Source organism: Rhodococcus triatomae (assembly GCF_014217785.1).
GTDB classification, from domain to species: domain Bacteria; phylum Actinomycetota; class Actinomycetes; order Mycobacteriales; family Mycobacteriaceae; genus Rhodococcus_F; species Rhodococcus_F triatomae.
Genome location: NZ_CP048814.1, coordinates 3,671,023 through 3,698,013, shown reverse-complemented (window position 1 = coordinate 3,698,013; position 26,991 = coordinate 3,671,023). Strand labels below are relative to the sequence as shown.

At 69.6% G+C, this 26,991-nt stretch carries 22 protein-coding genes; 11 read left to right on the top strand and 11 right to left on the bottom strand.

The features are described 5' to 3' along the window. The first annotated feature begins 110 nt into the window (after positions 1-110). Genes G4H71_RS17610 through G4H71_RS17600 form a run of 3 tightly spaced genes read left to right on the top strand, consistent with a single transcriptional unit; the run spans position 111 to position 1,275 of the window. Positions 111-569, top strand: coding sequence for a DUF1707 SHOCT-like domain-containing protein (locus G4H71_RS17610; RefSeq protein WP_072736546.1), 459 nt, complete (start codon positions 111-113; stop codon positions 567-569). A gap of 2 nt (positions 570-571) precedes the next feature. Then, complete coding sequence (locus G4H71_RS17605; protein ID WP_072736547.1) at positions 572-940, top strand: hypothetical protein; 369 nt, start codon at positions 572-574, stop codon at positions 938-940. Beyond that, on the top strand, positions 937-1,275 hold the full coding sequence (locus tag G4H71_RS17600; protein ID WP_072736548.1) for a hypothetical protein: 339 nt from the start codon (positions 937-939) through the stop codon (positions 1,273-1,275). Before G4H71_RS17605 ends, G4H71_RS17600 begins: the two co-directional genes overlap by 4 nt. Here G4H71_RS17600 and G4H71_RS17595 read toward each other — a convergent pair. The 3 genes from G4H71_RS17595 to G4H71_RS17585 all read right to left on the bottom strand — a co-directional run bounded on the left by G4H71_RS17595 (position 1,239) and on the right by G4H71_RS17585 (position 3,905). Continuing rightward, positions 1,239-2,027, bottom strand: coding sequence for a tyrosine-protein phosphatase (locus G4H71_RS17595; RefSeq protein WP_072736549.1), 789 nt, complete (start codon positions 2,025-2,027; stop codon positions 1,239-1,241). The two genes, G4H71_RS17600 and G4H71_RS17595, sit on opposite strands and share 37 nt — an antisense overlap. Further along, positions 2,024-3,364: an L-lysine 6-transaminase gene (gene lat / locus G4H71_RS17590; protein ID WP_072736550.1), complete on the bottom strand. Its 1,341-nt coding sequence runs from the start codon at positions 3,362-3,364 to the stop codon at positions 2,024-2,026. The genes G4H71_RS17595 and lat overlap by 4 nt, the downstream gene beginning before the upstream one ends. A gap of 76 nt (positions 3,365-3,440) precedes the next feature. Continuing rightward, the gene (locus G4H71_RS17585; RefSeq protein ID WP_072736551.1) at positions 3,441-3,905 is read right to left on the bottom strand and encodes an Lrp/AsnC family transcriptional regulator; all 465 of its coding nucleotides are present in this window, start codon (positions 3,903-3,905) and stop codon (positions 3,441-3,443) included. Positions 3,906-3,935: 30 nt separating this feature from the next. Here G4H71_RS17585 and hglS point away from each other — a divergent pair, with 30 nt between their 5' ends. The 4 genes from hglS to G4H71_RS17565 all read left to right on the top strand — a co-directional run bounded on the left by hglS (position 3,936) and on the right by G4H71_RS17565 (position 12,191). Continuing rightward, a complete protein-coding gene (gene hglS, locus G4H71_RS17580; RefSeq protein WP_072736552.1) occupies positions 3,936-5,246 on the top strand; it encodes a 2-oxoadipate dioxygenase/decarboxylase in 1,311 nt (436 codons plus the stop codon). Next, positions 5,243-6,751: an L-piperidine-6-carboxylate dehydrogenase gene (gene amaB, locus G4H71_RS17575; protein WP_072736553.1), complete on the top strand. Its 1,509-nt coding sequence runs from the start codon at positions 5,243-5,245 to the stop codon at positions 6,749-6,751. Before hglS ends, amaB begins: the two co-directional genes overlap by 4 nt. A gap of 82 nt (positions 6,752-6,833) precedes the next feature. Continuing rightward, positions 6,834-11,390 carry an ATP-dependent helicase gene (locus G4H71_RS17570; protein WP_072736554.1) on the top strand — a complete coding sequence of 1,519 codons (4,557 nt, stop codon included), beginning with the start codon at positions 6,834-6,836 and terminating at the stop codon, positions 11,388-11,390. Between the two features lie 51 nt (positions 11,391-11,441). Beyond that, entirely contained in the window at positions 11,442-12,191 is a 750-nt protein-coding gene (locus G4H71_RS17565; protein WP_072736555.1) for a DNA-formamidopyrimidine glycosylase family protein, read from the top strand. Between the two features lie 13 nt (positions 12,192-12,204). Here the strand turns inward: G4H71_RS17565 and G4H71_RS17560 are convergent, their stop codons facing one another. Both G4H71_RS17560 and G4H71_RS17555 read right to left on the bottom strand, forming a co-directional pair. Then, positions 12,205-12,825, bottom strand: coding sequence for a TIGR03086 family metal-binding protein (locus G4H71_RS17560; RefSeq protein ID WP_072736685.1), 621 nt, complete (start codon positions 12,823-12,825; stop codon positions 12,205-12,207). Between the two features lie 52 nt (positions 12,826-12,877). Then, positions 12,878-14,623 carry a glycerol-3-phosphate dehydrogenase/oxidase gene (locus G4H71_RS17555; protein WP_072736686.1) on the bottom strand — a complete coding sequence of 582 codons (1,746 nt, stop codon included), beginning with the start codon at positions 14,621-14,623 and terminating at the stop codon, positions 12,878-12,880. A gap of 54 nt (positions 14,624-14,677) precedes the next feature. Between G4H71_RS17555 and glpK the strand changes: the two genes are divergently transcribed. Then, positions 14,678-16,171, top strand: a complete 1,494-nt coding sequence (gene glpK, locus G4H71_RS17550; protein WP_072736556.1) for a glycerol kinase GlpK — start codon at positions 14,678-14,680, stop codon at positions 16,169-16,171. A 98-nt stretch (positions 16,172-16,269) separates the two neighbouring features. Here the strand turns inward: glpK and G4H71_RS17545 are convergent, their stop codons facing one another. Further along, positions 16,270-17,487 (bottom strand): aminotransferase-like domain-containing protein, encoded by a 1,218-nt coding sequence (locus G4H71_RS17545; RefSeq protein WP_072736557.1) that lies wholly within the window; start codon positions 17,485-17,487, stop codon positions 16,270-16,272. A 184-nt stretch (positions 17,488-17,671) separates the two neighbouring features. Then, positions 17,672-19,075 (bottom strand): NAD(P)H-quinone dehydrogenase, encoded by a 1,404-nt coding sequence (locus tag G4H71_RS17540; protein WP_072736558.1) that lies wholly within the window; start codon positions 19,073-19,075, stop codon positions 17,672-17,674. A gap of 259 nt (positions 19,076-19,334) precedes the next feature. Here G4H71_RS17540 and G4H71_RS17535 point away from each other — a divergent pair, with 259 nt between their 5' ends. Further along, complete coding sequence (locus G4H71_RS17535; protein ID WP_072736559.1) at positions 19,335-19,799, top strand: gamma-glutamylcyclotransferase family protein; 465 nt, start codon at positions 19,335-19,337, stop codon at positions 19,797-19,799. Positions 19,800-19,955: 156 nt separating this feature from the next. Here the strand turns inward: G4H71_RS17535 and G4H71_RS17530 are convergent, their stop codons facing one another. The 4 genes from G4H71_RS17530 to G4H71_RS17515 form a co-directional block, all read right to left on the bottom strand. Continuing rightward, complete coding sequence (locus G4H71_RS17530; RefSeq protein WP_072736560.1) at positions 19,956-21,290, bottom strand: MFS transporter; 1,335 nt, start codon at positions 21,288-21,290, stop codon at positions 19,956-19,958. A 257-nt stretch (positions 21,291-21,547) separates the two neighbouring features. Further along, the gene (locus G4H71_RS17525) at positions 21,548-22,705 is read right to left on the bottom strand and encodes a M20 family metallopeptidase (RefSeq protein ID WP_072736561.1); all 1,158 of its coding nucleotides are present in this window, start codon (positions 22,703-22,705) and stop codon (positions 21,548-21,550) included. Beyond that, entirely contained in the window at positions 22,702-23,874 is a 1,173-nt protein-coding gene (locus tag G4H71_RS17520) for a M20 family metallopeptidase (RefSeq protein WP_083342944.1), read from the bottom strand. The genes G4H71_RS17525 and G4H71_RS17520 overlap by 4 nt, the downstream gene beginning before the upstream one ends. 23 nt (positions 23,875-23,897) lie before the next feature. Continuing rightward, on the bottom strand, positions 23,898-24,596 hold the full coding sequence (locus G4H71_RS17515; protein WP_072736562.1) for an enoyl-CoA hydratase/isomerase family protein: 699 nt from the start codon (positions 24,594-24,596) through the stop codon (positions 23,898-23,900). 20 nt (positions 24,597-24,616) lie between these two features. Here G4H71_RS17515 and G4H71_RS17510 point away from each other — a divergent pair, with 20 nt between their 5' ends. Both G4H71_RS17510 and G4H71_RS17505 read left to right on the top strand, forming a co-directional pair. Beyond that, on the top strand, positions 24,617-25,399 hold the full coding sequence (locus tag G4H71_RS17510; protein WP_072736563.1) for a purine-nucleoside phosphorylase: 783 nt from the start codon (positions 24,617-24,619) through the stop codon (positions 25,397-25,399). Then, positions 25,396-26,991 (top strand): phospho-sugar mutase, encoded by a 1,596-nt coding sequence (locus tag G4H71_RS17505; RefSeq protein WP_072736564.1) that lies wholly within the window; start codon positions 25,396-25,398, stop codon positions 26,989-26,991. The genes G4H71_RS17510 and G4H71_RS17505 overlap by 4 nt, the downstream gene beginning before the upstream one ends.

Genomic DNA, 26,991 nt, shown 5'->3' with positions numbered 1-26,991 from the left:
CGGCCTGGCAGGGCGCACACGATACGGGGACGACCCGGCCAGGCGGCCGGGTCGTCCGCCTATCCGGGCACCTGGTCATCGGTGACCGCACACGAAGCTAGGGTGAACTCATGGTGGACGTCCCCGGGGTGCGAGTCGGCAACGCCGAACGAGAGCAGGCGCTCACCGCGCTCGGCGAGCACTTCGCGGCGGGGCGGCTCACCGTCCCCGAGTTCGACGAGCGCAGCCTCGCCGTCGCGCACGCGTCGACGCGTGCGGACCTCGCCGTGCTCTTCGAGGACCTTCCGGTTGCCGAGTCGACCCCCGCACTGTTCGACGATCCGGCACTGTTCGACGATCCCACGCCGGAGCCGGCCGCCTCGGGCCGCACCCGGTGGCGGATCGCGGTGATGGCGCTGATGCCGTATCTGGCGCTCGCCCTCTTCTTCCTCGTCCCGATCGATCACAGCTGGCTGTTCTTCCTGCTGATCCCGGCAACCGGCGCGGTCCTGTTCGGGAGCAGGGTGCGTGGGGACGACCATCGCGGAGACCGGAACCTCGAATCCGGCGACCCGAAGGAGGGCAACTGACCGTGGAACCGATCGAGGTCAATGCCGGGCGGGTCTATCTCCGTTCGCTGCGCGCCGACGACCGTGTCGACGACAGGCCGGCGCTCGCCGAGGGCGGGATCACCGACCCCGACTACGTGGCGACACGCATCCGCGACTGGGCCGCCGACGCCGCCTACACCTGGGCGGTGTGCGACATCACCACAGGAGAACTGCGGGCAGAGCTCGTCCTCGACCCGAGCACGGGGAGGCTCACCGGATGGGCTCGCGCGGGCGAACGAGGCCTGCTGGACGAGGGAATCGCAGCCGTACACCGGTTCGCGGAGGGCGCTCTCGGGCTCGCGGTCACCGATGCCGTCTCCCCGGGAACGGCACCGGCCGCGCCGCGATGATCGCTCGTCGCGTCCCGGTCGCGATACTCACCGCGATCGCTCTGGTCATGCTGCTGTCGCCCGCCTCCGCGACCCCGTCCGGTCCCGAACACTCCGACAAGCTGGTCCACGCCCTGCTGTTCGCCGCTCTCGCCGCCGCGTCGCTCTACGCACGGTTCGGCCCCTCGGTCACCGCCGGATGGTTGGTCGCGTTCGCCGCCGGTACGGAGTTGGCCCAGGCGGCACTACCGCTCGGTCGGCACGGATCGGTGTGGGACTTCGTCGCCGATGTGGCGGGAGTTGCGGCCGTGCTGGCCGGTCACGCCGTGATCAGGCGTTCCCGCAGCGCCGTCTGAACATCCTCCCCCAGCCCCAGGCCGGTGCCGAAGTACCCCTCGATGGAGCCGAAGTGTTCGCGAACCGTGGCCAGTGCGGCATGCAGGTACTCGGGCCGGACTCCGAGCACGGGTTCGAGCAGCTCCGGATCGCCGCCCGCGGCGGCAAACCGCTCGAACACCTCACCCAGCGCGGGCAGGAGCAGCTCGTTGGTGAGCAGGTAGTCCTGGAAGACGTCGTCCTCGTCGACTCCCAGGAGAAGCAGCAACGATGCCGTCGCCCATCCGGTGCGGTCCTTGCCCGTGGTGCAGTGCACCAGCGCGGGGCCATCGTCGGGCAGGGCGGCGAGATCACCGAACAGCGCGCGGTACGCGGACACCGCGCTCGGCAGAGTCACGAAATCCCGGTAGCTGCCCACGAAGTACTCCTCGGCGCGGCCGCCACCGAGCTCGCGATCCGCGATCGAGGGGTCGGCGATCACCGCCAGCATCTGCGCCGGGATGGCCCGAAGTCGCTTGTCCGCGAGCACGTCCAGGTCCAGCGCCCTGGTGCCGGCGGGGAGCCGGTCGGGGGCCGCGGTGCGTTCGTCCACGGTCCGCAGGTCGTATACCGTGGCGATCCTCAGCCGCGCGAACTCCTGCTCGTCCGGCTCGGTGAGCCGGCTCAGGTCCGTCGAGCGGTAGAGAACGCCGTGGCGGACCCGCCCACCTTCCGCGGATCGATAGCCTCCGATGTCACGCAGGTTCGGGACGGAGGTGAGCGGGACTGTCATACCTGCACGGTACCGCGCAACACCCTGGACACCGCATCGAGCGCCGCGTCGAGTTCGCCGGTCGACACCGTGAGCGGTGGCCGGAACCGTATGGCGCGCTTGCCGGTCGGGAGGATGAGCACATGCTCACGTTCGCGCAGTGTCGTCACCACCTCGTCGCGACGACGGGTCGACGGCAGGGTGAACGCGCACATCAGGCCCCGCCCCCTCGGTTCGGTCACCTCGGGATGCCGGGCGGCGAGTTCCTCGAGCCCGCCGAGGAGGTGCCGACCGAGCCGAGCCGCACGGTCGACGAGCCCGTCGCGCTCGATCACTTCGAGGACGCGGCGCGCCCGCACCATGTCGGTGAGATTGCCGCCCCACGTCGAGTTCAGCCGCGAACTGACGGTGAAGACGTTGTCGGCCACCTCGTCGAGACGCCCTCCGGCCATGATCCCGCACACCTGAGTCTTCTTGCCGAAGGCGACGATGTCCGGTTCGAGCCCCAGCTGGCGGTACGCCCACGTGCTCCCGGTGAGTCCGCATCCGGTCTGGACCTCGTCCAGGACGAACAGGGCGTCGTGCTCGTGGCACAGTCGCTGCATCTGCTGCAGGAACTCGGGGCGGAAATGATGATCGCCTCCCTCGCCCTGGATCGGTTCGGCGAGGAAACACGCGATGTCGCGCGGAAACTCCTCGAACGCGGCCGCCGCTCGGGCGAGCGCGTGCCGCTCGTCCGCGGCCACGTCCCTGCCGTCGGCGAGGTAGGGGGCCGGGATACGCGGCCAGTCGAACTTCGGGAACCGGTCGGTCTTGATCGGCTCGGTGTTGGTGAGCGACATCGTGTACCCGGTCCGGCCGTGGAACGCCTCGGTGAGGTGGAGGACCCGGGTGCCACAGGCAGGGCCGTGGCCGCGGTTCTCCTCGAGCCGGCTCTTCCAGTCGAACGCTGCCTTCAGCGCGTTCTCCACCGCCAGGCCCCCACCCTCGACGAAGAACAAGTGCGGCAACCGCGGGTCTCCGAGCACTCGCACGAAGGTCTCCACGAACTGTGCCATCGGCACGCTGTAGACGTCGGAGTTGCTGGGTTTGTTCACCGCGACCGCTGCCAGCTCCGCGAGGAACCTCTCCTCGGTGAGGTCGGGATGATTCATGCCCAGTGCCGAGGATGCGAAGAAGCTGAACATGTCGAGGTAGCGCGAGCCGTCCCGCAGGTCGACCAGCCAGCTGCCCCGGGATTCGTCGAGGTCGAGGACCAGGTCGAATCCGTCCGCCAGAATGCTCGCCCCCAGCACGTCGTGGACACGGTCGGCGGGAAGGCCGGGATTCTTCCCGCGCAGGTCGATCGCGGTGCTCATGCCCCCAGGATACGACCGAAGACCGTTATAGTTACGGAATCCAGGCATCGAATCCGCAACATATGCGGCGGAGTGGTCAGAGTTCGTAAAATGTATGCAGGATGATGGTGCTACGGGTATGCACGTTGGCGGTGGCCCTGATGTCCTGGAGCAGCTGCTCGAGATGTCTGGGTGTCGCGACCCGCACCAGCAGGACGTAGCTCTCGTCACCCGCGACGGAGTGGCACGCCTCGATCGCGGGCAGGTGCCGCAGGCGTGCCGGGGCGTCGTCGGGCTGCGACGGGTCGAGAGGAGTGATGGCGACGAATGCCGACAATCCGTGACCGAGAGCTTCCGGGTCCACCTTGGCGCTGTACCCGCGAATCACCTTCCGGGCCTCGAGGCGGCGGACCCGGGACTGCACCGCCGACACCGAGAGCCCCGCTTTCTCCGCGAGTACCGCGAGCGTGGCCCGGCCGTCCGCCACCAGCTCGCGCATCAGCACCCGATCGATGTCGTCGAGCGGTGCCGGATGCGTGTCGTTCCTCGCGTGTTCGCCCACCAGCGCAGGCTATCGGAGGGACGGGCCGACATGGTTGAAACGTCGGAGCTGCGCGCGCGTTTCGCGCGGGCGCTGTCCGCCATGTACGGGCACGAGGTCCCCGCCTACACCACGCTGGTCCAGGTCACGAGCGAGGTCAACGCGGATTTCGCTGCGGCACATCCCGCCCGTGCCGAACGGTGGGGCAGCCTGGCACGGGTGAGCGCCGAGCGCCACGGCGCCGTCCGGCTCGGCACCCCGGCCGAGATGTACGAGGCCGCGCAACTGTTCGCCGGATTCGGCATGCACCCGGTCGGCTTCTACGATCTCCGCGATGCGGCCTCCCCCGTGCCCGTGGTCTCGACGGCATTCCGCCCGATCGATCCCGCGGAACTGTCCCGAAATCCCTTCCGTGTCTTCACGTCACTGCTCGCCGTCGCCGACCGGCGATTCTTCGACATCGACCTCGCCGCCCGGCTGGACCGCTTCCTCGCCGCCCGGTCGCTGTTCGCACCCGAGCTACTCGCACTCGCGACCCGGGCCGAACGAGACGGTGGGCTTCCGGAGCCGGCAGCCACCGAATTCGTCGATCGGGCCACCGCCGTGTTCGCGCTGACGGACGCGCCGGTGGATCGCGCCTGGTACCGCGAGCTCGAAGCCGTCTCCCCGGTCGCCGCGGACATCGGCGGGGTCGCCGGGACCCACGTCAACCACCTCACTCCGCGCGTCCTCGACATCGACGAGCTGTACCGGCGAATGACCGACCGCGGAATCGCGATGATCGACCGGATCCAGGGTCCTCCGCGATGGTCCGGCCCCGCGGTCCTGCTCCGGCAGACTTCGTTTCGTGCCCTCGCCGAACCACGCCGGTTCCTGGAGCCGGACGGCACGATCGCCGAGGGCACGCTACGCGTACGGTTCGGCGAGGTCGAGGCGCGAGGTGTGGCGCTGACTCCGGCCGGACGCGCCCTGTACGACCGTCTCGACGGCGCGGACGCCTCGATCTGGGAGCGCGAATTCCCCGCCGACGAGGAGGATCTCGACCGTCAGGGGCTCGCCTACTTCACCTACCGACAAGGCACCGATGGCCGGGTGGTCCGGGAACCGATCGTCTACGAGGACTTCCTTCCCGCGTCGGCCGCGGGGATCTTCCGCTCGAACCTCGACGCGGACACCGTGCGGGTCCACCCGCAGACAGCTACCTCGGGCGGCTACGACGTGGACCGACTCGCCGGATTTCTCGGACGGCCGATCCACGACCCGTTCGACCTCTACCGTCGACAACAGCAGAGTTCGCGACGAACGGCCTCGCCCGGCCCACCCGCCCGGAAAGATCCCCCGTCGGAAAGGACACCATCGTGACGCCACCGGACCCCGAGGCTCTCCGGGACCGAGCTCTCCGTGCGCTGCACCGCTGCGGCGCGCAGCTACCCGGCTCAGGTGACCTCGTCGCCCGTACGCCGATCACCGACACCCCGCTGGCCGAGGTCCCGGTGAGCTGCGCCGCCGACGTCGAGGCCGCACTCGCCGCCGCGGCGCACACGTTCCGCGACTGGCGGTCCACGCCCGCGCCGGTGCGGGGTGCCACGGTCCGTCGGCTCGGCGAGCTGCTCGCCGAACACAAGAGCGATCTGGCCGAGCTGGTCACCCTCGAGGCCGGGAAGATCGAGTCCGAGGCGCTCGGCGAGGTCCAGGAGATGATCGACGTCTGTGACTTCGCGGTGGGCCTGTCCCGTCAGCTCTACGGCGTGACGATGGCGTCCGAACGGCCCGGACACCGGCTGTCGGAGACCTGGCACCCGCTCGGGGTCGTCGCCGTCGTGTCGGCATTCAACTTCCCGGTCGCCGTGTGGTCCTGGAACACCGCCATCGCGCTCGTGTGCGGCGACACGGTGCTGTGGAAGCCGTCCGAACGAACTCCGCTGACCGCCACGGCCTGTGCCGCGTTGCTCGCTCGGGCCGCGCGGGAGACCGGTGCACCGGAGGCCGTCCACCAGTTGCTGTACGGCGGCACCGACATCGGCGAGGTCCTGGTCGACGATCCGCGCGTAGCCCTGGTCAGCGCGACGGGTTCGGTGGCGATGGGCCGCGCGGTGGCGCCGCGGGTGGCCGCCCGGTTCGGACGCTGCCTGCTCGAACTCGGCGGGAACAACGGGGCCGTCGTCGCCCCGTCCGCCGACCTCGACCTGGCCGTGCGGGGCATCGTGTTCTCCGCCGCCGGGACGGCCGGCCAGCGGTGCACCACACTGCGCCGGCTGATCGTGCACTCCTCGGTGGTCGACGAGGTCGTGGACCGCATCGCGGCCGCCTACCGTTCACTGCGCGTGGGCGACCCGTTCGCACCGGGAGTCCTGGTCGGCCCGCTGATCGACGCCGGAGCCCATCGGGCGATGACCGCTGCCCTCGACACCGCGCGCGCCGACGGCGGCGAAGTCGTCTGCGGCGGGCAACGGATCGGCGAGATCGGGTACTACGTCACCCCCGCACTGGTGCGGATGCCGGAACAGACCGAGATCGTCAGAACCGAGACCTTCGCGCCGATCCTCTACGTGCTCACCTACGAGGAATTCGACGAGGCGATCGCGCTGCACAACGCGGTACCGCAGGGACTGTCCTCGTCGATCTTCACCACCGATCAGCGCGAGGCGGAACGGTTCCTGTCCGCGGACGGATCCGACTGCGGTATCGCGAACGTCAACATCGGCACCTCGGGCGCGGAGATCGGCGGCGCCTTCGGTGGCGAGAAGGAGACGGGCGGGGGCCGCGAATCCGGATCCGACTCCTGGAAGGCTTACATGCGCCGGGCGACCAACACCGTCAACTACTCCGACGAGCTTCCCCTCGCCCAGGGGGTCGAGTTCGGCTGACCTGTCCGGGCCGGCGAGATATCCGGGCCAGCGAGATATCCGGGCCACGGGCGGTGTCGGTGCCACGGGGCAGTATGGACACGTGAGTACCGCGCTCGACCGTTTCTCCGCCGCCACCCGGCAGTGGTTCGACGGCGCCTTCCCCGCCCCCACCGAGGCGCAGCTCGGTGCCTGGGAGTCGATCGCGAGCGGGACGAACACACTGGTCGTCGCCCCCACCGGCTCGGGAAAGACGCTGTCGGCGTTCCTGTGGTCGCTGGACCGCCTGGCGACGGACCGGGAAGCGATCCGAGGCGCAGGCGGTGCAGACACGGGCGGCGGGAAAGACGCGCCGCGACGCAGCACCCGGGTGCTGTACCTCTCCCCGCTCAAGGCGCTCGGTGTGGACGTCGAGCGGAACCTGCGGGCGCCGCTCGTCGGGATCACCCAGACGGCGCGCCGCCTGGGTCTCGAACCTCCCGAGATCCGTGTCGGAGTGCGCTCCGGAGACACTCCGGCGAGCGCCCGGCGTCAACTGGTGACCAACCCCCCGGACATCCTCATCACCACGCCGGAGTCACTGTTCCTCATGCTGACGTCCTCGGCCCGCGAGAGCCTCGCCGGTGTCGAGACCGTCATCGTCGACGAGGTCCATGCCGTGGCCGGCACCAAACGCGGCGCTCATCTGGCGTTGTCCCTCGAACGGCTCGACGATCTGCTGGCCCGTCCCGCCCAGCGGATCGGGCTGTCGGCGACGGTGCGTCCGCGCGAGGAGATCGGGCGGTTCCTCTCCGGCTCCGCACCGATTCGCATCGTCGCTCCCCCGTCGCCGAAGATGTTCGACCTCACCGTCCAGGTGCCGGTCGAGGACATGACCGAACTCGGGCTCGCCGAGCCGGGCGAGGACTCCGAGTCGGCGACACCACAGGCCGGATCGATCTGGCCGCACGTCGAGGAACGCATCGTCGACCTCGTCCTGAGCCACCGTTCGTCGATCGTGTTCGCCAACTCGCGGCGCCTCGCGGAGAAGCTCACGGCCCGGCTCAACGAGCTCTATACCGAGAAGCTCGGCGAATCCGTCGAACGCACCGGCAAGCCACCCGCCCAGATCGGGGCGTCCACCGACGTCAACTACGGTGCCGGGCCCCTCCTCGCGCGTGCCCACCACGGCTCCGTGAGCAAGGATCAGCGGGCCGTGATCGAGGACGATCTCAAGACCGGGCGTCTGCGGTGCGTCGTCGCCACCAGCAGCCTCGAACTCGGTATCGACATGGGCGCAGTCGATCTGGTGATCCAGGTCGAGTCCCCGCCGTCGGTCTCGAGTGGGCTACAGCGCGTCGGCCGGGCCGGGCACCAGGTCGGCGAGATATCCCGGGGCGTCGTCTTCCCCAAACACCGAACGGATCTGCTGCACTGCGCCGTCACCGTGGAGCGCATGGTCACCGGAAAGATCGAGGCTCTCGCGGTTCCGGCCAACCCGCTCGACATCCTCGCCCAGCACACGGTGGCCGCGACGTCCCTCGACACCGTCGACGTCGACGACTGGTTCGACACGGTACGTCGCAGTGGATCCTTTGCGACGCTTCCTCGTTCGGCGTACGAATCCACTCTCGACCTGCTCGCCGGCCGCTACCCCTCGGACGAGTTCGCCGAGCTGCGGCCCCGGCTGGTGTGGGACCGGGACGCCAACACCCTGACCGGACGCCCCGGCTCGCAGCGGTTGGCCGTCACCTCCGGCGGGGCAATTCCCGACCGCGGCCTGTTCGCCGTCTACATGGTGGGCGAGAAGGCTTCCCGGGTGGGCGAACTCGACGAGGAGATGGTCTACGAGTCACGCGTCGGTGACGTCTTCGCGCTCGGCGCGACCAGCTGGCGAATCGAGGAGATCACCTTCGACCGGGTCCTGGTCAGCCCTGCGTACGGGCTACCCGGCCGGTTGCCCTTCTGGCACGGCGACGGGCTGGGGCGTCCCGCCGAACTCGGTGAGGCACTGGGCGCGTTCCTCCGGGAGATCTCGCTCGGCCACGAGGAGGCCGCGGCCGAGCGTGCCCGCACCGGGGGTCTCGACGAGAACGCCACCACCAACCTGCTGCAACTGGTCGCCGAGCAGAAGGCCGCCACCGGTCAGGTGCCCACCGATCGCACTCTCGTGGTGGAGCGGTTCCGCGACGAACTCGGCGACTGGCGGCTCGTCCTGCACTCACCGTACGGGCAGCGTGTCCACGCTCCCTGGGCGCTGGGCGTGAATGCGAGACTGCGGGAGAACCTCGGAGTGGAGGCCAATGCCACCGCGTCCGACGACGGGATCATCGTCCGTCTCCCGGACACCGAGGACGCCCCGCCCGGTGCGGATCTGTTCTCGTTCGACCCCGACGACATCGAGGACCTCGTCACCGAGCAGGTCGGCGGTTCGGCGCTGTTCGCCTCCCGGTTCCGCGAATGCGCCGCCCGCGCACTGTTGTTGCCGCGCCGTACCCCGGGAAAGCGGGCGCCGCTGTGGCAGCAGCGACAGCGGTCGGCGCAGTTGCTGGACGTCGCCCGCAAGTTCCCGACGTTCCCGATCCTGCTCGAGACCGTCCGCGAATGCCTGCAGGACGTGTACGACCTCCCGGCGCTGAAGGATCTGTTCGTGCGGGTCGCCCGTCGTCAGGTACGCCTGGTCGAGGTCGAGACCGCGTCGCCGTCACCGTTCGCAGGCGCCATGCTGTTCAACTACGTCGGCGAGTTCCTGTACGAGGGCGACAGCCCACTCGCCGAGCGGCGCGCCGCCGCACTGTCACTCGACGCGACACTGCTCGCCGAGTTGCTCGGCCGGGTCGAACTGCGCGAGCTACTCGACGCCGACGTCCTCGCCGAGGCCGAACGCGAACTCCAACGTCTGGCGCCGGATCGACGGGCGCGGGACCTCGAGGGCGTGGCGGACCTGCTCCGTCTCCTCGGACCGCTCACCACCGAGGAAGTGGCCGCCCGGTCCACCACCGACCCCGGCCGATGGCTCGAGGAACTGCACGCGAGCACCCGCGCCCTCCAGGTGTCGTTCGCCGGGACGTCGTGGTGGGCGCCGATCGAGGACGCGGCGAGACTGCGCGACGGGCTGGGTGTCCCGTTGCCGATCGGGACGCCTGCGGCCTTCGTCGAACCGGTCGCGGACCCGTTGGGCGACCTGATCGGCAGGTTCGCACGTACCCACGGCCCGTTCACCACCGCCGACGCCGCGGCGAGATTCGGGCTCGGCCCGGCAGTCGTCCGTGACGTCCTCGTCCGTCTGGCCGCCGACAAGCGCGTCGTCGAGGGCGAGTTCCGCCCCGGCGGCCAGGGCTCGGAATGGTGCGACGCCTCGGTCCTGCGGCGGCTGCGGCGCCGGTCGCTCGCCGCAGCCCGGCAGGAGGTCGAGCCGGTGGGCACCGCGGCACTCGGCCGCTTCCTGCCGAACTGGCAACACGTCGGCGGCACACTGCGCGGCGTCGACGGTGTCGCCACGGTCCTCGAACAGCTCGCGGGCGTTCCGCTCCCGGCATCGGCGCTGGAATCCCTCGTACTTCCGGCCCGCGTGGCGGACTACTCCCCCGCCATGCTCGACGAGCTCACCGCCTCCGGCGAAGTGCTCTGGGCCGGCGCCGGGGCGATCTCCGGAAAGGACGGCTGGCTCACGGTGCACCCGTCGGACACCGCGCCGCTGACCCTCGTCGGCCCGGCTCCGTCGGATCCGACGGAGCTTCAGGCGCGCATCCTCGACACGCTCTCCGGGGGCGGCGCCTACTTCTTCCGGCAACTCTCGGACACGCTGCAGATGAACGACGACGCGGCGCTGGCGGCGGCGCTGTGGGACCTGGTGTGGCTCGGGTACGTGGGCAACGACACCCTCGCGCCCGTACGCGCGCTGCTGTCGGACACCTCGCGCCGGACCACCAGTCATCGTGCGCCCCGCCGCGCACCGCGCACCCGCTCGCTGCGCGCCGGAGCACTGCCGTCGCGAGGCGGCCCCCCGACCGTCGCGGGGCGGTGGTCCCTGCTCCCGGCCCCCGAACCCGACCCGACCCTGCGGGCCAGCGCGACCGCCGAGCTGCTGCTCGAGCGCTACGGGGTCGTCACCCGCGGCTCCGTGACGAGCGAGAGCGTTCCCGGGGGCTTCGCACTGATGTACAAGGTGCTCGGCACCTTCGAGGACAGCGGCCGATGCCGTCGGGGGCACTTCGTGGAGACGCTCGGCGGGGCACAGTTCTCCACCCCACACGTGGTGGATCGCCTCCGCAGCTACGCCGACTCGCTCGAGGGCAGACACCGGGCAGCGCCCGCCGTCACCCTCGCGGCCACCGATCCGGCCAACCCGTACGGCGCCGCACTGCCGTGGCCGGCCCGCTCGGACGACTCCCCCGCCCATCGCCCGGGGCGCAAGGCGGGTGGGCTCGTCGTTCTCGTCGACGGAATGCTCGCACTGTTCGTCGAGCGCGGCGGGCGTACCGTGCTCACCTTCGACGACGACCCCGGCGTCCTCCGCACCGCCGTCCAATCGCTGGCCGGAGTGGTCGAGAACCGAGGAGTGGACAAGATCGTGATCGAGAAGGTCGACGGCGCGAGTATCCACGGACACGATTTCGCTGCGATCCTCACCGAGTCCGGCTTCTCCGCGACGCCGCGGGGATTCCGACTCCGGAGCTGACCGGACAGAGCGGACCGGACACAGCCGACCGGACAGAACGGAGGAGGCGCGATGCCCGAGGGCGACACCGTGTGGCGCACCGCGAAGAGCCTGCGTGCGGTGCTGTCCGGGCGAGTGCTGCGCCGCACCGATTTCCGGGTGCCCCGGTTCGCCACCACCGACCTGGCGGGCCAGGAGGTCGACGAGGTGCTCAGCCGCGGCAAGCACCTGCTGATCCGGGTCGGCACGTCCACGATCCACACGCACCTGAAGATGGAGGGCGTGTGGCACGTCTACCGCCTGGGCGAGCGGTGGCGACGCCCCGGCCATCAGGCTCGGCTCGTCCTCGACACCGATGCTCACACCGCCGTCGGGTTCTCACTCGGAGTCACCGAGATACTGGGCCGCGACCGCGAGGACGACGTAGTCGGCCATCTCGGCCCCGACCTTCTCGGTGCGGATTGGGATGCGGCGGTCGCCGCCGCCAACCTGCGCGCTGCCGGCGACCAGCCGATCGGTCTGTCCCTGCTCGACCAGCGCAATCTCGCCGGTATCGGCAATATCTACCGCAACGAGGTGTGCTTCCTCCGAGGCGTTGACCCGTTCACTCCGTCCGCGCAGGTCCCCGACCTCCGCGGCCTCGTCACACTCGCCCAGCGAATCCTGTTCGCCGACCGCGACCGGCCGGTGCGGCACCGCCCGTGGGTGTACGGGCGAGCCGGACAGCGCTGCCGCCGTTGCGGCGCTCCACTCGAGGCGCGGGATCTCGGTGGCCGCAACGTGATCTCGTGTCCCCGATGTCAGCCCGCGTTCCGGACCTGATCGGATCCGATCCTCACGGATGCCAGCCGGGGTCGCGTCCGGCGGATCCGAGCAGCTTGTCGAACGCCGTCGCCTCGTCCGGAACCGGGACCGACGGACCGAAGGGGCCTTCGGGGTCGTCTCCGCCGCCGCCCGCTGCCACGAAGAGACGGTGGCACGCCCGTACCGCCGCGGGGGTCACCTCGAGTTCCTGGCCGGTCGCTCGCGCCAGGTCCCAGCCGTGCAGCACCAGTTCGTTGAGGGCCACGATGCCCATCAGGTCCGCGGGAAGCTCCACACCACCGGCCTCGGTCGCCCCCTCGCGGGCCCCGTCCTGCCGCCACGCGGCGACCAGCAGCCCCAACTGGTCCGGGAGGCGTTCGCGCCAATCCGGCGGTAGCCTCCCGGCATCACCGGAAGGCTCACCGCCCACCCGGATCTTCTGGGCGGCGGCGGTGAACGCCCAGCTCAGTCCGATCAGGTGATCGAGCAGCGCGGCGACGTTCCACTCCGGGCACGGCGTCGGTCCGCCGAGCCGTTCGTCCGTCACTCCCGGGAGCAACCGGCGCAGCGCGTCCGCCGCCGGTCCGAGGTCCCAGTCCTCTCGGTCCGCATACTCCGCATGGTGTCCGTGGCCGTCAGGGTCATCGTTCACAGGGTCATCGTCCATACATCGATCGACCCGCCGACCCGGCGGAACTCATCGGTCAGGTCTGGACCGGCGTACTGACCGGGACCGGTTCGAGCAGTTCGGGACGTGATTCCGGGGCCGCGGCGCGCAACGCGTCGGCTGCTTCGTCGTCGGGCTGCTGCTGTGATTCGATCTCGGCGGCGACCCGGGCGCAATAGTTCGCGACCTCGCGATCGGCCGTCGCCGCGTCCCAACCCAGTATCGGAGCCACCAGTGCCGCCACCTGCTCGGCACAGTTGACGCCCCGGTGCGCGTATTCGATCGCGATACGAGTGCGGCGGGCGAGGATGTCGTCCAGGTGCAGCGCACCCTCCGCCGCCGCGGCGTAGACGGCCTCCACCTGCAGATACGACGGCGCATCGGTGATCGGTGCCAGCAGTTCGGGTGTGCCGTCGGCGAAGGAGAGTACGTCGCCGATCAGCGAGCCGTACCGATCGAGCAGGTGCCGGATCCGATAGGAATGCAGCCCGTACTGTTCGCCCAGGCTGACCGTCTGGTTGACCAGCGCGAAGTAGCCGTCCGCCCCGACCAGCGGGACGCGTTCGGTGACCGACGAGGCGACCCGGGTGGCGATGTCGTCCACCGCCAGGTCCACGGCGTCCTGTCCCATCACCCGATAGGTGGTGTACTTGCCGCCCGCGATGGCGACCAACCCGGGGGCGACCCGGGCCACGGCGTGCTCGCGCGAGAGCTTGGAGGTCTCGTCGCTCTCGCCGGCGAGCAGTGGGCGCAGCCCGGCGTAGACGCCCTCGATGTCCTCGTGGGTGAGCGGCGTGACCAGCACCGTGTTGACGTGCCCGAGGATGTAGTCGATGTCGGCCTTCGTCGCGGCCGGATGCCCGAGGTCGAGGTTCCAGTCGGTGTCGGTGGTGCCGATGATCCAGTGGCTGCCCCACGGAATCACGAACAGTACCGACTTCTCCGTCCGCAGGATGATGGCGGCGTCGCTGACGATCCGGTCGCGGGGCACGACGATGTGCACGCCCTTGGACGAGCGGACCCGGAATCGCCCGCGAACCCGGGAGAGGGCCTGGATCTCGTCGGTCCACACGCCCGTCGCGTTGACCACGACCTGGGCGCGGACCTCGGCGGTCCGCCCGTCCTCGACGTCACGCACGCGCACCCCGGACACCCGATCGGCCTCCCGGAGGAAGCCGACCACCTGGGTGGACGTGCGGACGACGGCGCCGTAGTGCGCGGCCGTCCTGGCGACGGTCATGGTGTGCCGGGCGTCGTCCACGACGGTGTCGTAGTACTGGATACCCCCGACGAGCGAGTCCCGCTTCAGACCGGGGGCCAGCCGGAGCGCCCCGGCACGGGTGTAATGCTTCTGTGCCGGAACGGATTTTGCTCCGCCCATCCGGTCGTACAGGAAGATGCCCGCGGCGATGTACGGCCGCTCCCACAGGTGGTGGGTGATGGGGAACAGAAACCGCAGGGGCTTGACCAGATGCGGCGCCAGCCGGGTCAGCGACAACTCGCGCTCGTGGAGCGCCTCGCGCACCAGCCCGAATTCGAACTGTTCGAGATAGCGCAGCCCGCCGTGGAACATCTTCGACGACCGACTCGACGTCCCCGACGCGTAGTCCCTGGCCTCCACCAGTGCGACCTTCAGCCCCCGGGTGGCGGCATCGAGCGCGGTGCCCGCACCCACCACCCCGCCACCGATCACGACCATGTCGAACTCGTTCTTCTGCAACTGATCCCATGCCTGCTCACGCTGGATCGGGCCGAGCGAAGGTACTTCCGACTGGTTGCTCAACACGGGCCCCTGCCTGTCAGATGACGACGGATTCCACCCCAGGCTAGTAGCTTCATGCGTGTGGTTCAGTACATCGCTGCGATCGACCAGGGCACGACCTCGAGCCGGTGCATGATCTTCGATCATTCCGGCTCGGTGGTCAGCGTGTCCCAGAAGGAACACCGACAGGTCTTCCCGCGCGCCGGGTGGGTCGAGCACGATCCCATGGAATTGTGGATCAACGTGCGAGAAGTGGTCGCAACCGCGATCGCGAAGGCCGATGTCGCGGCCTCGTCGATCGCGGCGGTCGGGATCACCAACCAGCGCGAGACGACGGTGGTCTGGGACCGGAACACGGGCCTGCCGGTGCACAATGCGATCGTGTGGCAGGACACCCGCACCGACGAGTTGTGCACCGAACTCGCCGGTGACCAGGGTCCCGACCGCTTCCGCGAGGCCACCGGTCTTCCCCTCTCGACCTACTTCTCCGGCCCCAAGCTGCGCTGGATCCTCGACAACGTCGAGGGCGTCCGGGAGCGCGCCGAGGCCGGTGAACTGTGCTTCGGCACCATCGACAGCTGGGTTCTGTGGAACATCACCGCCGGAGTCCACGTGACGGATGTCACGAATGCCTCCCGGACGATGTTGATGAATCTGCGCACGCTCGACTGGGATCCGCAGATCTGTGCGGACTTCGACATCCCGATGTCGCTGCTGCCGGAGATTCGCAGTTCGTCGGAGGTGTACGGCACGGTTCGCGAGTGGGGCACCCTGCCCGGTATTCCGGTGGCCGGCATCCTCGGCGATCAGCAGGCGGCCACGTTCGGGCAGGCCTGCCTGAACGTGGGCGACGCGAAGAACACCTACGGCACGGGAAACTTCCTGCTGCTCAACACCGGGACGACGCCGGTGCGCAGCGAGCACGGACTGCTCACCACCGTGTGCTACAAGATCGGGGACGCCGAGGCCGTGTACGCCCTGGAGGGTTCGGTCGCGGTCACCGGCTCGCTGGTGCAGTGGCTGCGGGACAACCTCGGCATCATCGAGTCCGCCGCGGACATCGAGGATCTGGCCCGGACCGTCGACGACAACGGCGGCGCCTATATCGTGCCCGCCTTCTCGGGTCTGTTCGCGCCGCGCTGGCGTTCGGATGCACGTGGGGTCATCGCGGGGCTGACCCGATTCGTCGGCAAGGGGCATCTCGCGCGTGCCGCACTGGAGGCGACCGCCTACCAGACCCGGGAGGTCATCGAGGCGATGCGCGCCGATTCCGGAGTGGAGTTGACGTCGCTGAAGGTCGACGGCGGCATGGTCGTGAACCAGACGTTGATGCAGTTCCAGGCGGACATCTTGGACGTGCCCGTCATCCGTCCGGTCGTCAACGAGACGACCGCGCTCGGTGCCGCCTATGCGGCCGGGCTCGCCGTCGGATTCTGGTCCGGCGAGAAGGACATTCACGACAACTGGGCCGTCGGGCAGGAATGGACCCCACACATGGACGACGAGGAGCGGGAGCGGCTGTATGCGGGGTGGAACAAGGCCGTCGAGCGGACGTACGACTGGATGTGACAGTCGCATGTCACGGTCTGGATGTGACAGTCGCATGTCACGGTCTGGATGTGACAGTCGCATGTCACGGCCTGAAAGTTTCTACCTCACAGTATGTTTCATCCGTGACGGTCGACCGCACGCCGCAGCCGCGCCACCGCCTCGGTGAGCACGTCCTCGCCATAGGTCGCGAAGCACAGGCGCATCGACGACGACAGATCCTGCTCGCCCGTACCGAACGCCGCGCCGGGAACGAACGCGACTCCCTCGACCAGTGCGGAATCGAGCAGTCGGGCGGTGTCGGTTTCCGCCCCCGCACTACCGGCCACGCTCGCCCAGCAGAACATGCCGCCGCGCACGTCGGACAGCGTCAGGGTGTCACCGAAGGCGTCGTCGAGCGCGCCCACGAGTGCCCGTGCGCGCGATCCGTAGCCGGATCGCAGTGCGTCGACGTGCGCGGTCATCCAGGCGTCGTCGGCCAGCAGACCGGCCGCGATCCGGTGCGTCAGAGCCGATCCGCACAGGTCGGCGCCCTGCTTGAGCAACTCGACGGCGCGACAGACCTCCCTGTCGCCGTGCAGCCAGCCGACTCGCAACGCGGGAGCCAGGATCTTCGAGGCACTCGAGAGCCGCAGGACTCGGTCCGACAGCGCCGCCACCGGGGGCGGTGGCGCGGCGTCGAACCACAGGTCTCCGTAGGGGTCGTCCTCGATCACCCAGAATCCGTAGCGTTCCGCGAGGGCCGCGAGTTCGTGCCGCCGGGACTCACCGAGGACCACGCCCCGCGGATTGTGGAAGTTGCTCACGGTGTGCACCACTGCGGGACGCAAGCCGGACTCGAGGAGCCGTCGTAGTTCCTCGGTGACCATGCCCTCGTCGTCCAGCGGCACGGTGTGCACTCGCGCCTGTGCAGCCTGGAACGCCTGCAACGCCCCGGTGTACGCGGGAGCCTCGACGACCACGGTGTCGCCGGGGTCGAGCAGGACCTGGGCCGACAGACTCAGTGCCTGCTGCGATCCGTGGGTGACGACGATGTCCGCCTGGTCGACCGGCCGCCCGATCCGCCCGCTCTCGCGGTGGGCGAGGACGCCTCTCAGTTCCCGGAGGCCGGTGGTCTCGGCATACTGCACCGAGCCGGGAACCGCGAGCGCCGCACGGGCCTGCTCGGCGATCCGGTCGCCGGGGATGAACTCCGGGGCGGGCAATCCACCCGCCAGACTGATGACGTCGGACCGTGCGGTGAGTGTGAGCAGGTCACGGATGGCGGAGCCGCGCACGCCGCGCGACCTGCGCGACAGTGCCCGTGGCGTGACGGCGGAGGATGCGGAACCGGACATACGAACTCCCAGGACGAGGCGATGGAGGAAAACACCCTGGCCGTCCTGGGTCAACGGGGCGGGAGAGCGCCGAACGGCGCCGAGGTGTGTCGGCAGCCTGGCACCCGATGGTACCCACGGAGTCCACTATCCGAAACGATATTCCCACCCGATGAGACACCTGGCTTTCCACCGGATGGCGGGCTCAGTCGAGGTCGTCGTGACGCATCAGCTGGCGCGCTGCCTCGGTGATCGACCCGGTCATCGAGGGATACACCGAGAAAGTGGCGGCCAGGTCATTGACGGTGAGGTTGTTCTGGACCGCGATGGCGAGCGGCAGGATCAGCTCCGACCCGTTGGGAGCGACGACGACGCCACCGATCACCACGCCCGTCGCGGGACGACAGAAAATCTTCACGAAACCGCGGCGAACCCCCGACATCTTCGCCCTGGGATTGGTGTTGAGCGGAAGCATGACGGTGCGCGCGGGGACCTCGCCATTGTCGATGGCCACCTGACTGACACCGACCGTCGCGATCTCGGGGCGTGTGAAGACTGCGGACGCAACGGTTTTCAGTTTGATCGGGCTGACACCCTCGCCGAGCGCGTGGTACATCGCGATCCGCCCCTGCATCGCCGCGACCGAGGCGAGCGGCAGCAGGCCGGTGCAGTCACCTGCGGCATAGATTCCGGGGACCGCTGTCCGCGACACCCGGTCGACCCGCATGTAGCCACCCTTGTCCAGTTCGATCCCGACCTTGTCGAGGCCCAGCCCCGAGGTGTTGGGCACGGACCCGACCGTCATCAGTGCATGGCTGCCCTCGACGGTGCGGCCGTCGGACAGCTTCACGACGATCCCGTCGTCCGTGCGATCGACGGCATCGGCGCGAGCATGCTTGACCAGCTCCACGCCACGTTCGGCGAGCACGTCCTCGAGCACCAGCGCCGCGTCCGCGTCCTCTCCCGGCAGCACCCGGTCCCGGCTGGACACGAGGGTGACCTTCACGCCCATCTCGGTGTACGCCGAGACGAACTCGGCACCGGTGACGCCGGACCCCACCACCACGAGGTGCGTCGGCAGTTCTTCGAGGTCGTAGAGCTGACGCCAGGTGAGAATACGTTCGCCGTCGGGCATCGCGCCGGGAAGCACCCGCGGGCTGGCGCCGGTGGCGATGAGGACGACGTCGGCGTCCACCGTGCGCTGCTCGCCGTTCGCGAGCGTGGCCCGGACCTGGTGTGCCGCCATTCCGAGCAGCGGGTCGATGAGTTCCCCGGTACCGGAGAGCAGTTCGACGCCGACGGTCTGCAGACGCGCACGGATGTCGGACGACTGCGCCTTGGCCAGCGACTTGACCCGTGAATGGATCTGCGGAAGCGAGATGGTGGCCTGCGACGGATCGAGCGCGATACCCAGATCACTGGCCCGGCGCATGTCGGTACGCACACCGGTGGACGCGATGAACGTCTTCGAGGGAACGCAGTCGAACAGCACGCACGCGCCACCGATTCCATCCGCGTCGATCACCGTGACGGAGGCTCCGTGCTGGGCGGCGACGAGCGCCGCCTCGTATCCGGCTGGTCCGCCACCAATGATCACGATCCGGGTCATCTGTCCTCCATGTCGATGTCGGCCGGGGGTGCCGGCCGGTGGTCGATGTCGGCCGGGTTCGCCGGCCTGTTGTCGATATCGGGGCGGCGTCGCCGACCCGATATCCGTGCGGGGCGGCGTCGCCGACCCTGTCTCGCCGCCGGCCGGGTTCGGCCGACGTGCGCGTACCGATTGTTCCCACCGGCGCGCGCGACGAACACAGCGGGTCTCGTGCCCCACTGCGTGGATCAGATTACTCGGCACAGATTAGGCTTGCGCCGTGTCGATCTACGCCGCCTACGGGTCCAACATGCACCCGGAGCAGATGCTGCAGCGCTGTCCGCACTCGCCGACGGCGGGGACCGGCTGGCTGGAGGGCTGGCGACTGACCTTCAGCGGTGGCGACATCGGCTGGGAGGGCGCACTGGCCACGGTGGTCGAGGACCCGGACTCCCGGGTGTTCGTCGTCCTCTACGACGTCCCGGAGGAGGACGAGCGGAGCCTCGACCGCTGGGAAGGATCCGAACTGGGGATCCACCGCAAGATCCGGGTGCGCATCGACACCACGGGCGGCGGATCCGTACTCGCCTGGCTCTATGTGCTCGACGCGTACGAGGGCGGCCTTCCCTCGGCCCGGTACCTCGGGGTCATGGCCGAGGCCGCCGAGATCGCGGGAGCTCCTGCCGACTACGTGCGTGCGCTGCGGACCCGCAACAGCCGGAACGTGGGCCCCGGCACCGACTGATACCGGCCCCCGCCTGGGTGAAGGGACCATTCGACCGGTCTGACGAGCCTAAGGCCACCTTCACCCTCGAGGGGCGAAGGGCGGAGAGGGCGGCGAGGGAGTAGGACGGGCGGGACGGGGAGGGACGGCGCGGGACGAGACAGGACGGGACGGCGGTCAGATGCGCACGGTGGCCAGCGCAGAGTTCCTACGCTGGTAGATCGCCCACACCGCCACCATCATCACCAGATAGGTGACCAGGAACGCCTGGAAACCACCCTCGATACCCAGACCCGCGAACACCCGCGGAATGAAGAATCCGCCCAGCGCGCCGATCGCGCCGGCGATGCCGATACAGCCACTCGCGAGACGACGACCCACCGCCGCGCCCTCCGGGGTGTCCCTGCCCATCTGGAACACGGCAGGGATCATCCGGTACGTCGAGCCGTTGCCGACCCCTGCCGCACCGAACAGCACCAGGAACGTCGCGAGGAACAGTGCGAACGAACCCGATTCGAGCGTGCGGAGCAGGCCGACGACACCCAGTGCCATGACGGCGAACGCGAAGACCGTGACCCGCGCGCCACCGAATCGGTCGGCAGCGATCCCGCCCAGTGGGCGCAGCAGGGCCCCGGTCAGCGCACCGAGGAACACGATGTTCGCGGTGATCTCCGGGAACTCCGATTTCAGCAGCGTCGGGAAGGTGTTGGCGTAGCCGATGAACGAGCCGAACGTACCGATGTAGAGCACCGAGATGATCCAGGTGTGCGGGTTGCGTACGGCCATCATCAGACTCTTGCCGTCCGAGGTGGCGCAGCTGAGGTTGTCCATGTAGCGCCAGGCGAGAATCGCTGCGAGGACGCACAGCGGTACGAAGATCAGGCCCGCCCGGTCGAGGGCGAGCCCGGCACCCCCGACGATCACCAGCGGGACGGTGAACTGCACCCAGGCGGTACCGAGATTGCCGCCTGCCGCGTTGATCCCGAGCGCCTTGCCCTTCTCCCGCTGCGGGTAGAAGAACGAGATGTTGACCATCGAGGACGTGAAGTTTCCGCCACCGAGGCCCGCGAGGGAGGCGACCGCGAGCATCACCGGGAAGGACGTGTCCGGGTTGTTCACCGCGAACACCAGCCCCACGCTCGGCAACAGCAGCAGGAGCGCGGAGATCACCGTCCAGTTCCGTCCGCCGAAGATCGGGACGGTGAACGTGTACGCGAAACGCATGACGGCGCCGGTGAGCCCGGGGAGCGCGATCAGCCAGAACAACTGGTCGGAGGTGAAGTCGAATCCGGCACTGTTCAGCTGGGGGACGACGATGCCCCAGAGTGCGAGCATGGCGAAGCCGAGGAACTCCGTCACCATGGACAGGATCAGGTTTCGCCGGGCGATGAACTTGCCGACCGTGTGCCACTGCTTGTCGTTCTCGGGATCCCAGTGATCGATCCACCGCCCGGGCCGGAACGTCGGGGTACCGTCGGCAAGCGCCTTACGCGCCGCGAAATCGATTGCCATCGTGCTGCTTTCCCGCCCTTCCCGGTGGACCTCACCGCCGGGACGATGGTGCGCGCTCGTTGTTTCGGCGTCCGATACGCGAGGTTGCGCGCCCGTCAACCTATGCTCTCGCACACGCCGCCGACGCGGTGCGGAGGAACACGATCGGTGTCGCCGGCGCGGTGAGGAGCCTCACCCCGTGAGATGGCGGGAGGTGAGATGTCGCGACGTGAGGGTCGCGATGCGGAGCAGTGGTGGGGTTCGTGACGGAGCGTCGCTCACCCGGCGCCGAGAACGAGCGTCGTGAACACCCGGACTCCGACCGCCAGCGCGCGTTCGTCGAGATCGAAAGTGGGCTGGTGTATGTCGAGTTGCTCGCCGCGTCCCGACCACACTCCCAGCCTGGCCATTGCACCCGGCACCTCCTCGAGGTACCAGGAGAAGTCCTCTCCCCCGCCGGACTGCGGGGTGTCCGAGAGCGCGTCGGGGCCGAGGCTGCGGATGGCGTCCTCGAACATCCGCGTGGACACCTCGTCGTTGACCACCGGCGGCACACCGCGCCGGTAGTCGAGCTGGTAGCGCACGCCGGTCGGTGCGAGCAGGCCGTGCACGACTTCCCGGACCAGCGGCTCGAGCAGGCTCCACGTCTCGTGGTCACCGGTCCGCACCGTGCCCGTCATCATCCCGGTCCGCGGGATCGCGTTGGGAGCCTGGCCGGCCTGGACGGCTCCCCACACCATCACCGTCCCCGTGCGTGGGTCGATCCTGCGGCTCAACAGCCCGGGCAGACCGGTGATCACCGTACCCATCGCGTAGATGAGGTCGGTGGTCAGGTGGGGCCGGGACGTGTGCCCGCCGGGCGAATCCAGGATGACCTCCACCGTGTCGGCAGCCGAGGTGATCGCGCCGACCCGCACGCCGACCTTGCCCGCCTCGAGTCGTGGATCACAGTGCACCGCAAATATTCTGGACACGCCCTCGAGACGCCCGGCGGCCACCACGTCGAGCGCGCCGCCCGGCATGACCTCCTCGGCCGGCTGGAAGATCAGCCGGACCCCGACCGGGAGTTCGTCGACCTCGGCGAGTGCCAGGCCGGTGGCGAGGAGAATGGTCGTGTGTGCGTCGTGACCGCACGCGTGCGAGACCCCGGCAACAGTGGATCCGTAGGTGGCGCCGGTCAGTTCCTGCATGGGGAGCGCGTCCATGTCCGCCCGCAGGGCGATCCGCGGCCGGTCGGTGGGCCCGAGATCACAGGTCAGTCCGGTGCCGCCGGGCAGCAGTCGCGGCTCGAGTCCGGCCGCGGCAAGTCGGGTGGCGACGAACTCGGTGGTGGCGTACTCGTGGCGGGCCAGCTCGGGGTTGGCGTGCAGGTGACGGCGCCAGGCGATCAACTCCTCCGAATGATCACGAATCCACCTGTCGACGACGGCGTTCACCGACTCTCCACTCCTTCCAGCAGGCGGTCCCGCTGTGTCCGGTCCGCGGCGGCGCGGATCACGGTGCGCGCCATCGCCGTCGCTCCGTCGATCACTGCCCGGTCGGCCGACGCCGTGACGCATGCGGCGGCGAACTCCGGCTGGTGGGTGACCGCGCCACCCGAGTCCAGCCCGATGACGGGATGGATTCCGGGCAGTACGTTCGTGACGTTGCCCATGTCGGTGCTCCCCAGCGGACGCGCCGTCTCCCATTCCGCAGGCAACGGTTCGCGTCCCAGTTCGACGATCTCCTCGCGGTAGGCACGCACGAGCCACGGGTCCGGGGTGAGCTCGGTGTACGTCGGGGACACCGTGCGCACCCGGTGCGAGCACCCGGTGGCCAGCGCGCCCGCCGCGAAACACGCCTCCGCCCGACCACCGAGATCCGCCAACGAGGACGACGTGTTCGCCCGCAGGTAGTAGAGCATCTCCGCACGCGCCGGAACGATGTTCGGGGCGCTCCCACCGTCGCTGACGATGCCGTGGATCTGCTGCCCCGGCAGCAGATGCTGACGCAGTAGACCCACCGCCACCTGGGCGACGGTGGCGGCGTCGGCCGCGTTGCGCCCGAACTCCGGTGCCGCCGAGGCGTGCGCCTCGCGGCCGGTGAACTCGACCGCGATGTCGGCCAGCGCCAGTGACGTCGCCCCGGTGATGTCGATGGGGCCCGGATGCACCATCACCGCCGCAGCCACGGAATCGAAGACCCCGCGTTCGAGCATCAGCACCTTGCCACCGCCGGTCTCCTCCGCGGGTGTCCCGAGGACACGAACGGTCAGTCCGAGCGTGTCGGCGACCGCCGCGAGAGCGACACCGGCACCGGCCGCCGCTGCCGCGATGATGTTGTGGCCACACGCGTGGCCGATACCGGGTAGTGCGTCGTACTCGGCGAGGACGGCGATCTCGAGGTCACCGGAACCGAACCGCGCGTCGAACGCGGTGGGAAGCCCCGCGACACCGGTCTCCACCTCGAATCCGTGACCGACCAGCAGATCCGTGATCTTGGCCGCACTGCGAACCTCTTCGAAGGCCAGCTCCGGTTCGGCGTGTATCGCGTGCGACAGAGCCGTGAGATCCGACTCGATCGACGCCACGATCGACGACGCGGCGGCTGCGGGGTCCGGATTCACGAGCTCATTGTCTCACTCGAGTGTCAGCCGAATCGAAAGTTGGCCTCGTCGGTGGCCGTCGCGAGGGCTTCCAGGGTGTCGCCGTGGATACCCCGCTTGATGCCCGCGAGGTTGGGTCCTCGCGTGCTCGTCGCCGCGGCGGCACGCGCCACCGCGGCCGCGAGAACGCCGTCCCCGTCGGCGGTTTCGTCGACGATTCCGGCAGCCAGGGCGTCCCCGCCGCCGTACCGGCGGCCCGTCACCATGGCCTCCACGGCGGTCTGCTTGGGCAGTCGGCCGGTGACCAGGGCGGACATGCCCACGGTGAACGGCATGTTCAACGTCACCTCCGGCAGGCAGTAGAAGCCGCGGTCGCCACGCATGACCCGGAAGTCGTGCGCCGACGCGAGCATCGCACCGGCCCCGAACGCGTGGCCCTGTACCGCGGCGACGGTGGTCATCGGGAACGCGAGGAGCCGGCTGTAGATCGTGTGCACCGAGTCGAGGTAGCTCGGCAGCTTGTCGACGTTGGAGAACACCCACGTGGTGTCGAGCCCGTTGGTGTAGAACTTGCCGGTCGCGGTGGTCACCAGGGCCGCGGGCCCTTCGTGGGACTCCACCTCGTCGAGCAGTGCGTGCACGGCCAGGATCCAGTCGGGGTGAAAGCGGTTCTCGTTGTCCGTCTCGTCCTTGTTGCCGAGGTGGAGCACGAATACGTCGCCGTCGCGATCGAGATAGGGCATGGATGGAAGACTAACGCGTCATGGGAAAGCCAGATGCCGCGGCCGCCAGTCTGGCCGCCCTCACCGACACACCCGAGCATTCCGTCGCCGTCGTCCTCGGCTCCGGCTGGCAGGCGGCCGCGGACGCGTTCGGCGAACCACTCGCCACCGTTCCGATGAGCGACCTCCCGGGGTTCGCCCCGCCCTCGGCGCTGGGCCACGCGGGCAGTGTCCGTTCGGTCCGGGTCGGGGACGAGCGGATCCTGCTGTTCCTCGGCCGCACCCACGCCTACGAAGGCCACGACCTCGCCACGGTCGTGCACCCGATCCGTACCGCCGTCGCGTGCGGTGCACGCACGGTGATTCTCACGAACGCCGCGGGCGGAATCCGGGACGGTTACGCCGTCGGGCAGCCCGTGCTCGTCAGCGACCACCTGAACCTCACCGCTCGCTCCCCCCTCGTCGGTGCCGAGTTCGTCGATCTGGTCGACGCCTACTCACCGCGCCTGCGCGCCCTGGCCCGCTCGATCGACCCCGACCTGGACGAGGGTGTGTACGCCGGCCTGCCCGGGCCGCACTACGAGACACCCGCCGAGATCCGGATGCTCCGCACCCTCGGTGCCGATCTCGTCGGCATGTCCACGGTGCACGAGACCATCGCCGCGCGGGCGCTCGGAGCGGAAGTCCTCGCGGTGTCGCTGGTGACGAACCTGGCCGCCGGAATCACCGGCGAGCACCTCGATCACCAGGAGGTGCTCGCCGCGGGCAAGGCCTCCGCCGCGCGGATGGGGGCTCTGCTGCGCGACGTGGTGGAGTTGCTGTGACGGCCGCGGACGCGCTCGCGGCGTGGATCGCCGCCGATCCCGACCCGGTCACTCGTGCCGAACTGGCAGCACTGCCCGCCGAAGAGGTGGCCGAACGCTTCCGCGGCCCACTCACCTTCGGAACCGCCGGACTGCGCGGACCGGTCCGGGCCGGGCCGAACGGTATGAACGTCGCCGTCGTCGTCCGGGCCACCGCCGGGCTCGCCGCCTGGCTGACCGAACGGGGCCAGGGCGGAGGAACCGTAGTGGTCGGCCGCGACGCCCGGCACGGCTCGGCCGAGTTCGCGCGAGCCGCCGCCGAGGTGCTCGCCGCCGCCGGATTCCGGGTCGTGTTCCTCCCGCGGCCGCTGCCCACACCGGTGGTGGCCTTCGCCGTACGCCGTCTGGGCGCGGTCGGCGGCGTCCAGATCACGGCCTCACACAACCCGGCGCAGGACAACGGCTACAAGGTGTACCTGTCCGGTGGAGCCCAGCTCGTCTCCCCCGCCGACCGCGAGATCGAGGCGCGGATCGCCGCGGCAGCGCCTGCGGCCGACATCCCCCGGACGCCCGTCACTCCGTCCGGCGACGAACTCGTCGAGGCCTACCTCGATCGTGTCGGCGGACTGCCGACCGGGGAACGGCGCGACATCCGGATCGCGCTCACGGCGCTGCACGGGGTCGGCGGCGCCACGGCGACGGCCGCCCTCGCCCGAGCCGGCTTCAACGACGTGCACACCGTGACCGCCCAGCACGACCCGGACCCGGACTTCCCGTCCGTCTCCTTCCCGAATCCGGAGGAACCCGGCGCGACGGACGCCCTGCTCGACCTCGCCCGATCCGTGGGCGCGGATCTGGCGATCGCTCTCGACCCCGACGCCGATCGGTGCGCGCTCGGCGTGCCCACCCCCGACGGCTGGCGCATGCTCCGCGGCGACGAGACCGGCGTGCTGCTGGGCAATCAGATCCTCGCCTCGTCCCCTCCCGGAGCACTGGTCGCGACGACGATCGTGTCGTCGACACTGCTGAACGAGCTCGCTGCTGCTCGCGGCGCCCGCAGCGCCCGCACCCTCACCGGCTTCAAGTGGCTCACCCGCGCCGGTGACGGGCTCGTCTACGCGTACGAGGAAGCCATCGGCCACTGCGTCGATCCGGACCACGTCCGGGACAAGGACGGGATCTCCGCTGCGGTCGTCGCCGCTGATCTGGTGGCTCGATTGGCCGCCGACGGGCGCACCCTCCTCGACGTTCTCGACGATCTCGCCGTGGAGTTCGGCCTGCACGCGGGTGACCAGGTGTCGTTGCGGGTGACGCTCCCCGCCGACCTCACCGCACTGACCGACCGGCTACGCGCCGACCTGCCCACCGAACTCGCCGGGGAGCCGGTCACGGTGGACGACCTCCTCGACCTGCCCGAACCTCGGCGCACCGACGCGCTCGTGTTCGAAGGGCGCTCGATCCGCGTCGTGGTACGCCCGTCCGGCACCGAGCCGAAGCTCAAGTGCTATCTCGAGGTCGTCGAACCGGTGGCCGGACGCGACGACCTCGGACCTGCCCGCTCCCGGGCCCGGGAGCGCCTCGACCACCTCCGAGCCTTCGCCGAAACCCTCTGA